The sequence below is a fragment of the Peribacillus sp. P4_D6 genome, from assembly GCF_056401795.1.
The window spans coordinates 1-15,155 of sequence record NZ_JBFUIQ010000037.1 but is presented as its reverse complement, the minus strand read 5'-3'; the positions used below and the strand labels follow the sequence as shown (position 1 = coordinate 15,155).

The following is a 15,155-nucleotide window of genomic DNA, read 5'->3' as shown; positions in this document are numbered from 1 at the left end:
TTTGTTAATCGGAGTGGTTCTGATAGGAATGATTTTTGTATAATATGGTAAAGTGTAGTTGGAAGGAGCAGTGACTATGACTAAAAAGGGTATCGATCTGATAGAAAAAGAGTTTAAAGAATATGWAAAGAAAATCTCGGCGTATAATGAAGCACTCGCGTTAATTTTTTGGGATTTGCGTACAGGTGCACCGAAAAAGGGAGTTGAGCAGCGTTCCGAAGTTATCGGGGTGCTTTCCTCCGAAGTGTTTAATATGAGCACAAGTAAAGAAATGGAATCCTTCATTGCAGAACTTTCGAAGGAGCCTCTTAGTGAAACGACTAATAAAATGGTGCAAGAGTGTAAGAAAGATTTTGAAAGGAATAAGAAAATTCCTGCAAACGAATATAAGGAATTCGTCATTTTACAATCGCGTTCTGAAAGTGCATGGGAAGAGGCAAGGGAAAAAGCTGATTTTTCTTTATTTCAACCTTATCTGGAGCAAATTGTAGCGTATACCCGCAGGTTTGTAGAATACTGGGGATATGAAGGGACGAAATATAATACTCTTTTGGATATGTATGAACCAGGCATGACTGTAGATGTACTTGATAGCGTATTCAGTGAGCTTCGGTCGAGGATCGTTCCTTTGGTAAAACAGATTGCAACAAGCGAACATAGACCTGAAACAGGGTTCCTTTATAAAGAATTTCCAAAAGAAAAACAGCATCAACTCAATTTGGAAATTCTAAAACAGCTAGGATACGATTTCAAGGCTGGCAGGCTGGATGAAACGGTTCACCCTTTTGAAATTAGGATAAATAGGGGAGATGTCCGGGTGACGACCCGATACGATGAAAATGATTTTAGGGGGGCAATCTTTGGTACCATTCATGAATGTGGACATGCCATTTATGAACAGAATATCGCCAATGAGTTAACCGGAACACTTCTTGATTCCGGGACATCCATGGGGATCCATGAGTCACAATCTTTATTTTTCGAAAACTTCATTGGACGGAACCATAGCTTCTGGAAAAATAAATTCTCCTTATTAAAAGAATATGCCCCCGAACAATTCAATGACGTGACACTGGATGAATTTTACCGGGGCATTAACGAATCGAAACCATCGTTCATCCGTATTGAAGCAGATGAACTGACGTATCCTCTACATATAATGATTCGGTATGAACTGGAAAAGGCTCTTTTTAATGGAGAACTTGAAGTGAAGGATTTACCGGAAGTCTGGAATGAAAAATATAAGGATTATTTGGGAATTGTTCCTGAAAATGATGCCATGGGCGTGTTGCAAGATGTACACTGGGCAGATGGCAGCTTTGGTTATTTCCCTTCTTATGCATTGGGCTATATGTATGCAGCCCAAATCAAGCAAGCGATGCTTAAAGATTTGCCTGATTTTGATGGACTGTTGGAAGCGGGGGATATTGCGCCAATCAGGGAATGGCTTAATGAAAATATACATAAATATGGAAAAACAAAAAAACCTTTGGAGATTTTGAAAGAAACGACAGGGGAAGGCCTGAATGTTCAGTATTTAATAAAGTATCTTGAAGATAAATATAAAGAAGTTTATAAAATCAAATGAATCAAAGGAAGAAGGACTTGCATTAAGTGTAAAGGCCTTCTAAGTTTGTAGACAAAAGGGGTTCGGAATTAAAAATTCCGAACCCCTTTTGGAAATTCCCTTTAAATTTCCGCCTGGAATTAAGCGATTGGGGCTCTACAAGCCCACTAKGTTAGGCCATTTTTGGACCTTACTATGTCCAATTGGCCATCTTTTTTTAAGTAATCCAGCGAAAGTAAGCATCGCCTGATATCGACAATTTTTAAGTCCCCTTAAAGTAGTCCACTGCGTACCATTCTTTTGCATCTCCCGAATACACGCTCAATCGTTTCTTTCCGTTTCGCATATATAGTTTTTACATTTAAATGATGACGCAGATGATCTGCCTCTTCCACATATGTTTGCCAGATAGGCCGTGTCACGACTTTTTGATATTCTGTACAAACCATAAAAGGGCATGAGCAAAATACCAGTAAATGTTATTTGAAGGACAGCGATGTTTTTTCTTTATAGGTAAATCCATGCTATTTAGGTTTAGTGATTTCACAATTTTCTATTAATACGAATGATGACTTATTTTTTTTATTGAAAGTTCGGTTTTTAACAAAAATAACTTTTCAAATAGAGTCAGCGTTGTTATAATTCATATATTAATAAAATATTAAGTTTCACTCGTATAATAGCAGGGATATGGCCTGCAAGTTTCTACCGGATTACCGTAAATAATTCGACTATGGGTGAGTAATAGATCTTGTTGCATAATGAAGGCTTTTGCTGATTCATTTTTCATTCATGCCCAAGAAGTATTGCTTCACTCAAAAAAAGTGCAGCAATGTTTCTTGGGCTTTTTTATATGCCTGGAAACAATTGCATAGTTTATGGGTCAATAAACATCCAAGATTGGGAGGAACCTTCATGCAACTTTTAAAGGATAAAATTTTGTCCGAGGGTCAAGCTTTATCAGAAGATATTTTAAAAGTAGATTCATTTTTAAATCATCAAATGGATCCTATGTTAATGAAAGAAATTGGTAAAGAATTCGTAAAACGTTTCGAACAAAAGGAAATAACGAAAGTGCTGACAATTGAATCTTCTGGCATTGGACCTGGTTTGATGGCTGCGCTGGAATTGGAAGTTCCGCTCATTTTTGCCCGTAAACGTAAATCACTTACTTTAACAAATGATTTAATAACGGCGTCCGTTCATTCCTTTACAAAAAAAGAAACCAATACCATTACGGTTTCCAATAAATATATTGAAGCCGGAGATAAGGTTTTGATCATCGATGACTTCCTTGCTGTCGGACAGGCAGCACGTGGGTTGGTGGAAATCTGTAAGCAGGTTGGAGCAGAAGTGGCCGGAATCGGCATCGTGATTGAAAAAGCATTCCAAAGCGGTGGTAAGGATCTTAGGGAACAAGGTTTTCAAGTGGAATCACTTGCACGGATTGCTGAGTTGAAATTCGGTGAGATAACGTTTGCTGAGGAAAAGGAAGGAGAAGCCGTCAATGTCTAATCAATCACCATTAAAAGTTGCTTCATTAGGATTACAACATGTTCTTGCCATGTATGCCGGTGCAGTCGTCATTCCATTGATAGTCGGTGGGGCGCTGGGATTGACTGCAGCGCAGTTAACTTATTTAGTTTCGATAGACATTTTGATGTGCGGGATAGCAACTTTATTGCAAGTATGGAAAAATAAATTCTTTGGAATTGGGCTTCCGGTCGTCCTGGGCTGCACATTTACAGCAGTTAGCCCGATGATTGCAATTGGTACGCAATATGGAATCAACTCCATTTATGGATCTATTTTGGCGTCGGGATTGATCGTCATTATCATTAGTAAGTTTTTCGGAAAACTGGCAAGGTTCTTCCCACCCATTGTCACTGGATCGGTCGTTTTAATTATTGGCATTACGCTCATTCCTGTTGCCATCAACAACCTTGGTGGGGGCCAAGGAGCTGCTGATTTCGGAGACTTGAATAATGTAGCTCTTGGTTTCGGAACTTTGTTATTCATTATATTCATGTATAAATTCTCATCAGGATTCGTACGCTCCATCTCTATTTTATTGGGGCTGTTAGTAGGAACATTTGCAGCTTTCTTCCTTGGGAAAGTGGACTTTAGCTCGGTTGTCAGTGCCAATTGGCTGCATATGCCTCATTTTTTCTACTTTGGAACCCCGACATTCAACGTCACGGCAATCATTACAATGACATTGGTGGCGATCGTCAGCTTGGTGGAATCGACTGGTGTTTATTATGCTCTTGGTGAAATCACGGACAAAGAAATTTCAGAAGACGATCTGGCTCGCGGATATCGTTCTGAAGGACTTGCCATCATGATTGGCGGTTTGTTCAATGCGTTTCCGTATACAGCTTTTTCACAAAATGTCGGCTTGATTCAATTGTCAGGCATTAAAACAAGAAATGTCATATTCACAACGGCTGGCATTCTTATTTTCATAGGTTTTGTTCCAAAAATCGGTGCATTCACGACAATTATCCCTTCATCCGTGCTTGGCGGTGCAATGGTGGCGATGTTCGGGATGGTAATTGCCGCTGGAATTAAGATGTTGAGCAAAGTTGATTTTGCTTCTCAAGAAAATTTATTGATCATCGCTTGTTCAGTAGGGATGGGACTAGGGGTGACCGTCGTTCCTGAGCTATTTGCGCAAATTCCGGAAAGCTTTCAAATCTTAACGGAAAACGGTATTGTTGCCGGAAGTTTGACAGCCATATTCTTGAATATCGTCTTTAACATCATCCCTACAAAAGGGAAAGTGAAGGAAGCCCGTATTGAAGGGCAAAATGTAGCCTGATTAAAAATAGATTCGGTAATCTTGATAGATTCACCCATTTACATGCCCAAAATCCTCAGGTGAAGAGGACTTTGGGCATTTTTTGGCAGAAGCATATCATTGATAATGAATTTGGAGTTTTGTCAGATAAAAGGAAACTCTCTTCACTTTTTGAATATATTGATAGTATATGTTCAGGAAAGTAGTGATAGGGATGGAGAAAAAATATTGTATTCATTGCCGGACCATATTAAGCCAGGAGTATAGGTGCAGTGTCTGTGGAAAAGAGGAGTTTCAAAACATCATTATACAAGTGCAAAATCAATCTTCAGTAAAGAAAGATGACTGAAAGCGCCCCCTTACCAAATTATAGGTAAGGGGGTTTTATTATATCGTGTATACATTTCGATTATTAAGGTGATATGAAGGGTACCTCGCCATTTTATCGCCATTGTCCATAATGACGTGGGAGGTGTAATACCAACCAATGCTTTGTCTCCTGCTAAAGAGGCGGTAATAGTTACCTGCAAGCATTCTGCCGAGAATTCTGCTGCAAAGGATTCAAACATGATTTCACCGTTTTACTCAGCCCATCCGTTTGTTCCCTCGATCATTAACTCCGTTATTCCTTTCTCTTTGGACATTCAAAAGCCGTACCTCATAAGACAGCCTTTCGTACAGGAATCCATTAGCGTCCTTATCGGCATGAAAGGTGATATTCGAGGAAGATGTTCCTCCGCTTGTTTTGTTGTATTTTCCATTTTATTGGATTATGCAGTCCTTTTTGCCTGAGTATTTAGAAGAAAAGAAAAAAATATTATTAAATGCCTTATACATATCACCATTTAGCTATAAAGCATAATTGGTGTCCTGGTGGGTATATTAACCATATCATGAATATTTAGGGGTGGAATCATGCCGTATTTATTATCTGCATCTCACGTAAAGCTGCCACATTTGCTTTCACAAGAAAAAATCATGGAATTTTCGAGAGAAATATTTGGAGCATCATTTAAGAATATAGAACGGTTACTAAAGGCCTTTAAGAATGGACAAGTGGAAAATCGATATTTTTCAAATGATCTCGATTGGTTTAAAGAGGATCATTCTTTTGCCGAACGGAATGATTTATATATACAGCAGGCAATCAAATTTGGGAAAGAAGCTATAGAAAAATGCTTAGCCAACACAGATTTTTTAAAAGAAGGACTGCAGGCAAACGAGCTAGATGCTTTCTTCTTTATCTCAAGCACGGGGATTGCCACCCCGACCATTGATGCCAGGATAATGAATGAACTTACATTTAACCCGCATGCTAAAAGGATTCCGATTTGGGGGCTTGGCTGTGCCGGGGGAGCGAGTGGCCTATCACGTGCTTTTGAATATTGCCAAGCATACCCGACTGCGAAGGTCATTGTTTTAAGCGTGGAGTTATGCAGTCTGACATTTCAAAGGAATGATATCTCCAAAAGCAATTTAATTGGGACTTCCCTATTTTCCGACGGAGTAAGCTGTGTTTTGGTTTGCGGTGATGAAGTGCCGAGTGAACAGTTCTCAAAAAAAGTAAGACATTTGCAATTTTTGGATTCGCAATCGACGCTAATGCCGGATTCATTGGATGTAATGGGGTGGGATGTTAAAGATCAAGGGTTATACGTGATTTTTTCGAAAGATATCCCTACAATCATCAAGGATTGGCTTAAACCGAATGTTCAAGAGTTCTTAATGGAGAATGGATTCGATCTAAACGATGTAAAAGATTTCATCGCTCATCCTGGAGGCAAGAAAGTAATTGATGCTTATCACGAAGCCCTCGGGTTCGATGAAAGCATGACGGCAGAGTCAATGGGCGTATTGCGTGAATTCGGCAATATGTCCTCAGCAACTATTTTGTACGTTCTGGAGAGGTTCATGCAGCGGGGCGGGAATAAAGGTGAGGTGGGCCTGGCTGCTGCATTGGGGCCTGGGTTTTCATCTGAACTTGTGTTAATGAGGTGGAAGTGATGATCTTCGCCATTTTTATTATTTTGATCGCTATACAGCGCCTTGTTGAATTATATATCGCCAAACAAAATGAAAGACAATTGAAAGCTGTAGGAGCAGTAGAATACGGTGAGTCCCATTACAAATGGATGGTTCTGATGCATCTTAGTTTTTTTATTGTTCTCATTATTGAAGTGGTCGCCCTTGAAAGGGATATATCTGGAATTTGGCCAATTTGGCTGACCCTTTTTCTAATTGCGCAGTCAGGAAGGATTTGGGTAATCCGTTCATTGGGAAAACATTGGAATACAAAAATCATAGTGGTTCCTGATGCTGATGTAGTCATTAAAGGTCCTTATAAATTTTTCAAACATCCGAACTATATCATAGTGGCAACTGAGATTTTAGTTATTTCCTTATTATTCAATGCATATTATACTGCTATCATCTTTAGTTTATTGAATGTTTGGATGATGATGGTAAGAATCCCACTGGAAGAGAAGGCATTAAAGGAACATACGGAATATTCCACGGTTTTTAAGGGAGAATAATAAAAAAATGAAATTACTTATTGAAAATGATTATCGTTCGTGATAAGATTCTAAATGAAGATGAAAATTATTCTCATTCGGATTTCAATCATTTATTTTAATTAAAAACTAAAAGCTAATCAATATAAAAGAGGATGGTGTTGGTAATGGTTTGGGTATTCATTTTATTGACAATCGCTACATATGGTTTTGTGATGAAACATGTATTGAATAATATTCAAAAACCGGCAAAGGCAGTAAAACCTTATACCGAGTCACCAATGGAAAACCGAGCTGCTTTTAACCCCACCCCAACAACCAGGTAAACATCCTGGTTTTTTTTTGCATTCCAACAATAGGATCAAATTGAGCGAATCCACCAATTGGTGGTTTTTTTTTGAACATGGCCTGTAATGAATCATATAGTAAAAATAAAGCTGACGGTATGAATAACAAACGAAATCGTTTACAATAAGAATATCAAAATGACGATAGATTAAGGGGTATGGATTCATGATTCAAGAAACATTAAAGCAACAGTCCAAATTGGGAATTTTGACTGCCATGTATGAGAAATTTCAATCGGCAGGTGATACAGGCAATGCAGATAAAATGAAACAGTTAATCATGAAAGTGAATAATGAGGAGTTCATCATTGCTTTTTGCGGGCATTTTTCAGCGGGGAAATCTAGTATGATCAACTTTCTCCTTGGTGATCAAGTATTGCCTTCAAGTCCGATTCCTACGAGTGCAAATACGGTAAAGGTACAAAAAGGGGAAGACTATGCCAAAGTCTTTTACCATCATCAGCCACCAGTCTTATTTCCTGCACCTTATGATTTTAAAGAGGTCAAGAAATTTGCCAAGGATGGAGATTCAGTATCGGCAATAACGATAAGTTCCAATGATTTTTCACTGCCGGATTCATGTGCGATCATGGATACGCCAGGAATCGATTCGACAGACGATGCACATAGAGTTTCTACGGAATCTGCACTGCATCTAGCTGATGTCGTCTTTTATGTCATGGACTACAATCACGTCCAATCAGAAGTGAACTTCCTATTCACGAAAGAATTGTTGGAGGCTGAAAAACCGACATACTTAATTATCAATATGATCGATAAGCATGATGAAAAGGAGCTTGGATTTCAAGACTTCAAGCTTTCCGTTTCTGAAGCTTTTGCGAACTGGAATGTATATCCTGATGGTATTTTTTATACATCCGTAAGAGACTTGAACAATACCGAAAATGAAATAGAAGTGGTCAAGCAATTCATATATGAAATGGCGGGCAAAGGTTTAAATGATGGGAAGGATGCCATCATGCAATCGGCTAATGCCCTTGTCGAAAGACATCTTAATTGGCTGAAGGAGCAGTATGAAGAGGAACATGCCGATGATATTGAAGTATTATCAGAACTGCCTCATGAAGAGCGGATACACCTGACGAATCAGGTGGACAGCCTATTGAAAGAAAAAAAATCATTGGCTGGACGCATAGAGGAAATCAAGGGCCAGTATGCCGATGCATTGGAAACCATTTTAAAAGGCGCATACATCATGCCGGCGGCAACACGGGACCTAGGTAAATCATTCTTGGAATCGGCTCAGCCGGACTTTAAAATGGGTCTATTATTTGCCAAGAAAAAAACGGATGCCGAACGTGAGGCACGTATTAAGGCGTTCTTGAGCGATCTGCAAGAAAAGGTGAAAACCCAGCTTGAATGGCATCTTAAAGAACTGGCGGTTAAAACGCTTAATCAAGCGGAAATCCATGATTCAACACTTGAAAGTAAGGCTCAGGCACTTCAAATCGAGGTAACGGAATCTTACATAAAAAACTCTTTGAAGCCTCAAGTCGATATTACGGGTGAATACGTTTTAAACTATACGAATGATTTGGCATCAGCCATCAAAAAGAAAGCACGTGATGTATCAGAAGGATTTTTGAATGATATGGTTACCGTTATGGAAGGAATAGTGGAACAGCAGTCCATGTCCATCGATAAGGAACTTGAAGGTTTTTCTGAATTTGCGGAGGCCCTTAAAGTTACTGCTGCGATGAACGCGGAAATCGAGTACCAAACGGAACGTTTAGAGGCCATTGCCCATCAAACTGAATCATTGGTCGATGAGCGTGAAATCGATATGCTGTTAACTGAATGGAATGAAGAGGAAAAAAATATTACAGTCAAAATCATGACAACCGATAAAGTAAGTAATTCAAGGTCCGTCAACGAACAATCTGTAAGTGATCATGTTAAAGAAATCACGGAAGCTGTACCTTCCGTGACTGTTTCTTCATCTGATGCTACTGATTTACGCGGAAAAGAAAAGCTGATGGAAACTGCAGCGAGTTTAAAACAGGCGGCCGAGCTGATCCAACCTCTGAGAGGGTTTCAATCGCTTTATAAAGAATTGAAAGAGAAGGCAAATCGCTTGGAACAACAGACGTTCACGGTTGCCCTCTTCGGTGCATTCAGTGCGGGTAAATCTTCCTTTGCCAATGCTTTGATGGGAGAAAGCGTACTTCCTGTCTCACCAAATCCGACAACTGCCGCAATCAACAAAATCATGTCTTCGGACGCTGAGCATCCACATGGTACGGCAACCGTCAAATTAAAGACCGAAGCGATGCTGTTGGAAGATGTAAGCCTGGCATTGGCAGCTTTTGATAAATCGGCAAAGACTCTGGATGAAGCACTGCAACTAGCAGGGCAAATCATTGCGAAGGCAGGGGAAGTTGATAAGGGTAAAACGCACTTATCGTTTCTTAGGGCGTTTCATCAAGGGCTTCCCGAGTACCAAAATGATTTAGGAAATGTGGTTACGGTAGACCTTGAAGGATTTAAACGGTTTGCTGCGGAAGAGTCCAAGTCATGTCTTGTTGATCTGATCGAATTGCGTTATGACTGTGAAATGACAAAGCAGGGGATGGTCCTTGTTGACACACCTGGGGCCGATTCGATTAATGCACGCCATACTGGAGCAGCTTTCGAATATATTAAGAATTCGGACGCCATCCTATTTGTGACTTATTATAATCATCCATTTTCCCGGGCAGACAGGGAGTTCCTGATACAGCTTGGACGTGTGAAAGATTCTTTCGCTATGGATAAGATGTTTTTCATCGTCAATGCCGTCGACCTGGCACAAACGACTGACGAATTGGACGAAGTGATGGATTATGTCACAGATCAATTGAATGGATTCGGTATCCGTTTTCCAAAACTGTTCCCGCTTACGAGTAAGGGGGCGTTGATGGAAAAACAAACGCCTGGTTCGTTTAAGCATTCATTCCTTCCTAATAGCGGAATCATGGAATTCCAAGGCCAATTCGATTCTTTCATAGAAAACGATTTAACTGGACTTGCGATTGAATCGGCTCAAGCGGCTGTAAAAAGAACCGAAGAATTGCTACGAGATGTAATTACAGCTTCCAGACAGGATGAGAAAGCGAAACGAAAAGCCCTGGAGACTCTTTCTCATGAGTCGCAGGCCATTTCGGAACTCCTTTCAGTCATTAAAGGGGATGCCGAAAAGCAACGGTTGAAAAAAGAGATAGACGAATTGACTTTCTATAGTAAACAACGGGTCTTCTTCCGGTTTAATGATTTCTTCAAAGAATCGTTCAATCCAGCTGTTTTAAAAGATGATGGAGGCGATCTGAAAATTGTCCTCAAGCAATCGATGAAGAACTTATTGGATGCGTTAGGCTTTGACCTTGCCCAGGAAATGCGGGCAACGGCTTTAAGGACGGAAATGTTCGTAAATAAATTACTGAATGAGAAACAGGGCAGTTTGCTTCAGCAAATGCAAAAAATAAGAAGAACCCTTTCATTACAGCCATATGAACCCAATGAGAGGGAATCCCTTGAATTCACTGGAGCTTTTGCCCAATTGGATACAGGGGAATTCAAAAAGGAATTGGCATTATTCAAGAATCCAAAATCTTTCTTTGAAAAGAATGAAAAAGCGAAAATGAGCGAAGGTCTTCAGAAGCGTTTGGATGAACCTGCCCTTATATATGCAAAAGAACAGGGTGAGAGGATTTACGAAATGTATAATGAAGTCCTCGATCAAGAGCTACTCGCGATTCAAAAAGAGTTTAAGACGGAAGTAGCGGATATCTTTGCAGGTTTACGTGCAGCATTGGAGGAAACGGTTGATTTACCGTATTATGAAAATGCTGTAGCGGAATTGGCTAAAATGCATTCGAAATAGAAACGAGGTTCATTCATGAAAGAAAACCTTATTTCACGCTTGAGATACCTGGAAAAAAATGAGGATATAACGATATTGATGGCTGCTGTTACTGGCAGCCATTCTTTTGGTTTATCATCGGTCCAATCGGATTTCGATGTTCGGTTTATATATGTTCATAATGATAAGCGATCATACTTGAGCTTGAGTCAGCCAGTTGAAGTCATTCAAGTGAAAGAAGGCCTATTTGACATGGAAGGCTGGGATCTCTTTAAATCATCCCGACTTACCTTAAAGAGTAACCCTGCTCTATTTGAATTGTTTCAGTCACCTATCAGGTTGATAACCCATCCGGATTATTATAGGAAGATGACTGGTTTGATAGCGGATTGCTATTCCAAAAAGGCACTGGGGCACCATTGCTATCGGATGATGAGCGACAATCTTCAACAATTGACAAAAACAAGGGGTTCCGAAAGAAAAGAGCTAAAAATATGGGTACAAGTATACCGTTCGTATTTAACCCTTGAATATATCTTCCAACGGGGTTCGCTGCCACCATTATCGGTATGGGAATTACTTGATTCGGTTTCAATGGATCAAGGAATGAAAAACAGGATGATCCGGATATTTAAAGCAAAACAAATGGAAGAATGTATAAGCAATAATGAAAGTGAAAATAATCTTTCGCTAATAGAAGGGAAATCACTTTCCATAAAGAATGAGATAACTAGGCTACATCAAGGGAAGAACATGGAAATGGAACTTAATGAATTGATTTGGGCCATTTTGGAATAGGGGGATATGAGATGAGTTTTATAATCGAAAAAGAAGAGCTGTTGCCGTTGTTGAATTCTAAAGATATCAGAATTTGTGACTGCCGCTTTCAACTAGGCTCTCCTGATGCAGGGTATAATGATTACAAAAAAGACCATATTTTAGGCGCTGTTTATTTCGATCTTGAAAAGGACTTATCTGGTCAGGTTCAAGATCATGGCGGAAGACATCCTCTTCCTGACCTGGAAACCATTAAAGATAAACTGGAATCAAATGGAATCACCAACGATACTGTACTTATCGCTTATGATGGCGGGGAAGGTTCTTTTGCTTCCAGGTTTGTCTGGTTGCTAAGCTACCTTGGGCATCAGAAAGTCTTTGTCCTGAACGGGGGATATCGCGCCTGGAGGGATGCGGGCTATCCGATTGACTCGATTCAAATGAATTATATGCCAACCGAATATCGTATCGATTTAAATGAGCACGTTTTTGCATCTTTTCGAAAAGTGAAGGATTACACTTTGAATAGACCTGACGATATCGTATTAATGGATTCACGGGAATCTAAGCGCTACGAGGGAATCGAGGAGCCAATTGATAAAAAAGCCGGCCATATACCTGGTGCAGTAAATAAGGTGTGGACGAACGTTCTGGAAAATGGCTATTTTAAAAAGAAGGAAGATCTTCAGTCGAATTTCACAAGCATCGGTAAAGATAAGGAAATCATTGTGTACTGCGGTTCAGGTGTAACGGCCTCACCCAATTATATCGCCCTGAAAGAAGCGGGCTTTAAAGATGTAAAGATTTATATTGGCAGTTTCAGTGACTGGATATCGTATGATGATAATCCAATTGAATAATATTTTTTCCAATTAAACGATCCTTAAAAAAAGGGACAGTTATGTTAAAATGGAAGTACATCATGATAGAGGTGATAATGTGTTAATGAAAGAAAATGAGCAGCATCCATCCTTTATGCTTGTCGATGGAATGGCGCTTTTATTTAGAGCTTTTTATGCAACGGCCGTTACTGGTCAATTCATGATTAACTCCAAAGGCATCCCGACCAATGCCGTTCAAGGTTTTTTGAAGCATATGCTGACGGCGGTGAATCACTTTTCACCCAGTCATGTAGCGGTATGCTGGGATATGGGCAGCAAGACTTTCAGAAATGAATTATTTGATGGATACAAGGCGAATCGATCAGAAGCTCCAGTCGAAATGATTCCTCAATTCGACTTAGCGAAAAAAGCGGTTGAAGCATTCGATATCCCTAACATAGGACTATCTGGTTATGAGGCGGATGACTGTATCGGAACAATTGCCAAAGCATCTGCACAGCATAGCCGAGTGGGTATATTGACTGGCGATCAAGATATGCTTCAGTTAATAGAGGAAAACATTTCCGTACTATTATTAAAAAAAGGGTATGGTAACTATGAGGTGCATAATCCCGATAGCTTTTTTGAGTGGAAAGGGATTACACCAAGGCAAATGATCGATTTAAAAGCTTTAATGGGTGATACAGCTGATAACTATCCCGGAGTTAAAGGAATTGGGGAGAAGACAGCGTTGAAATTATTGATACAGTATCAAAGTATCGAAGGCATTCTTGAAAATGTTGCTTCATTGACGAATGGGCAACGGGCTAAAATTGAATCCGCTGTCGATATGCTTCATTTATCCAGAAAGCTAGCAGAAATAAAATGCGATGTACCGATTTCATGTCCTTTGGACGATGCGGTTTATCAGTATGATCGCGAAAAGGTCAAAAACCTGGCTAGGGATCATGAATTCAGGACATTACTGCGCATGATCTAATCAAACAAGGGGGAGCTTCCTAATGGGAGCTCCCCCTTTTGAAATTCCCTTTAAATTTTCGCCTGAATTTAAGAGATTGGGGATCTACTAGCCCGCGAGTCGAAGGGAGACCCCGCAGGCGGACCGCCCGCGGAAAGCGAGTGCCCTAGTTCCAATCAACGTTCAAATTGTACAGTCCGGGACATCGGTCCTTTATTTTGTACGATGATTTTTTTGTCGAAAAATGGATAGTCAAATTCTTTGATATACGGTAAGATGAAAATAAGGCATGAAGTATGGAGTGGATGAGCAAGTGGCGAAATCAACTGAAGAGTATGTTAGTTTTTTAGAGGGTAAGGGATTCACTTTTGGTAATGACGCGATTGGTTTTATTTATTTTGGTAAGCGCTACACGGATGCAAGTGATATTTTAGTCAATGCAGCAATAGAGTTGACATTAAAGGTACAAAAGAATTTTGATGGCAGCTTTTATATCTCCTTTTTGGAAAACTTAAAACAAAATGGCATTGAAACGCGTAGTGCAGCGGTATCGTTTGCAAAAGAACAGGGGCTACTTAAATAAATCGGACTTCGTAACTGGAAGTCCGATTTATTTTGGGCTTTTCAAGAAAACCCCTGTGTCACCGGTTTCTTTTTCTTAACAGGCAGTTCTGCAAAAATCATTCCCAAGAATATGAATGCGCAGCCGATGATGGAAGCGGAAGTTAATTTTTCCCCTATCAATATGTATGAGGATAACGCTGCAAAAACCGGTTCCATTGAAAAGATCAGCGCCACTCTTGTAGGTGTCGTATAGGCTTGGAAGAAGGTTTGTGCGAAAAAGGCGAAGGCCGTGGCAAGGGCTGCGGTAACCAACAAAGCAGTCCATACATCTCTCTGTAACATGACCTCTGAGCTGAAGATGACGGAATGATTCTCTTTGAAAATGAAAGCTGAAACAAATGATAATAAAGATACGGTGGAAACCTGAATCAACGTCAGCGGTAAAGCGGGAAGGGTCTTGGCATATTTAGCGGTAGTGATGATTTGCATGGCAAAACTGATTGCACACAAAAATACCAGCAAATCACCGATATTCAAATTGGAGCGGTCAGCGAAAGTCATTAAGTAAAGTCCGATGGTTGCGGCTGCGACACCTATTATTGTATTGCGGGAAAGCCTATGCTTTAATAGCAGCAGGGAAAAAACAGGTACCATGACAACACTTAATCCTGTTATAAAGCCAGTCTTGGCAGGCGTTGTATAATTCAATCCGATCGTTTGAAGTCCATAGCCGAGAAAAAGCCATACACCAATGTGAAACCCAGCTTTAAAAAGGCCTTTGCTTCCGTTTTTCCCCTTTTTGTGTAGAGTAAATAAATAAGGGATGAGCAAGAATACGAACGCCATGAAAAAACGGACGGCATTAAACGTGAAGGGGGCAAGAAAAGATAGCGCATTTTGGACCATGACAAAAGTGACGCCCCAGATG

General features: G+C 40.0%; 12 protein-coding genes and 1 riboswitch. Of the genes, 11 read left to right on the top strand and 1 reads right to left on the bottom strand.

Annotation, left to right across the window (positions count from 1 at the left end):
- Nucleotides 1-76 precede the first annotated feature (76 nt).
- The 11 genes from AC1DVB_RS13490 to AC1DVB_RS13440 all read left to right on the top strand — a co-directional run bounded on the left by AC1DVB_RS13490 (nucleotide 77) and on the right by AC1DVB_RS13440 (nucleotide 14,246).
- Nucleotides 77-1,588 (top strand): carboxypeptidase M32, encoded by a 1,512-nt coding sequence (locus tag AC1DVB_RS13490; protein ID WP_477589581.1) that lies wholly within the window; start codon nucleotides 77-79, stop codon nucleotides 1,586-1,588.
- Nucleotides 1,589-2,219: 631 nt separating this feature from the next.
- Nucleotides 2,220-2,321, top strand: a riboswitch (purine riboswitch).
- A 161-nt stretch (nucleotides 2,322-2,482) separates the two neighbouring features.
- The gene (locus AC1DVB_RS13485) at nucleotides 2,483-3,082 is read left to right on the top strand and encodes a xanthine phosphoribosyltransferase (RefSeq protein WP_057277826.1); all 600 of its coding nucleotides are present in this window, start codon (nucleotides 2,483-2,485) and stop codon (nucleotides 3,080-3,082) included.
- Nucleotides 3,075-4,388, top strand: a complete 1,314-nt coding sequence (locus AC1DVB_RS13480; RefSeq protein ID WP_328119546.1) for a nucleobase:cation symporter-2 family protein — start codon at nucleotides 3,075-3,077, stop codon at nucleotides 4,386-4,388. The genes AC1DVB_RS13485 and AC1DVB_RS13480 overlap by 8 nt, the downstream gene beginning before the upstream one ends.
- An 894-nt stretch (nucleotides 4,389-5,282) precedes the next feature.
- Complete coding sequence (locus tag AC1DVB_RS13475; RefSeq protein ID WP_057277829.1) at nucleotides 5,283-6,371, top strand: type III polyketide synthase; 1,089 nt, start codon at nucleotides 5,283-5,285, stop codon at nucleotides 6,369-6,371.
- Nucleotides 6,371-6,901, top strand: coding sequence for an isoprenylcysteine carboxyl methyltransferase family protein (locus AC1DVB_RS13470; RefSeq protein WP_328119547.1), 531 nt, complete (start codon nucleotides 6,371-6,373; stop codon nucleotides 6,899-6,901). Before AC1DVB_RS13475 ends, AC1DVB_RS13470 begins: the two co-directional genes overlap by 1 nt.
- Before the next feature lie 146 nt (nucleotides 6,902-7,047).
- Nucleotides 7,048-7,206 carry a hypothetical protein gene (locus tag AC1DVB_RS13465; protein ID WP_156404370.1) on the top strand — a complete coding sequence of 53 codons (159 nt, stop codon included), beginning with the start codon at nucleotides 7,048-7,050 and terminating at the stop codon, nucleotides 7,204-7,206.
- A 187-nt stretch (nucleotides 7,207-7,393) separates the two neighbouring features.
- Entirely contained in the window at nucleotides 7,394-11,107 is a 3,714-nt protein-coding gene (locus tag AC1DVB_RS13460) for a dynamin family protein (protein ID WP_477589577.1), read from the top strand.
- 15 nt (nucleotides 11,108-11,122) lie between these two features.
- Entirely contained in the window at nucleotides 11,123-11,884 is a 762-nt protein-coding gene (locus AC1DVB_RS13455) for a nucleotidyltransferase domain-containing protein (protein WP_477589575.1), read from the top strand.
- An 11-nt stretch (nucleotides 11,885-11,895) separates the two neighbouring features.
- Nucleotides 11,896-12,723 (top strand): sulfurtransferase, encoded by an 828-nt coding sequence (locus tag AC1DVB_RS13450; RefSeq protein ID WP_034307856.1) that lies wholly within the window; start codon nucleotides 11,896-11,898, stop codon nucleotides 12,721-12,723.
- An 85-nt stretch (nucleotides 12,724-12,808) separates the two neighbouring features.
- Nucleotides 12,809-13,684: a 5'-3' exonuclease gene (locus AC1DVB_RS13445; protein WP_057277833.1), complete on the top strand. Its 876-nt coding sequence runs from the start codon at nucleotides 12,809-12,811 to the stop codon at nucleotides 13,682-13,684.
- Between the two features lie 268 nt (nucleotides 13,685-13,952).
- Complete coding sequence (locus tag AC1DVB_RS13440; RefSeq protein WP_057277834.1) at nucleotides 13,953-14,246, top strand: DUF6123 family protein; 294 nt, start codon at nucleotides 13,953-13,955, stop codon at nucleotides 14,244-14,246.
- 41 nt (nucleotides 14,247-14,287) lie between these two features.
- Here AC1DVB_RS13440 and AC1DVB_RS13435 read toward each other — a convergent pair whose 3' ends face one another.
- Nucleotides 14,288-15,154: a DMT family transporter gene (locus AC1DVB_RS13435; RefSeq protein WP_477589573.1), complete on the bottom strand. Its 867-nt coding sequence runs from the start codon at nucleotides 15,152-15,154 to the stop codon at nucleotides 14,288-14,290.
- Nucleotide 15,155: the final 1 nt, after the last annotated feature.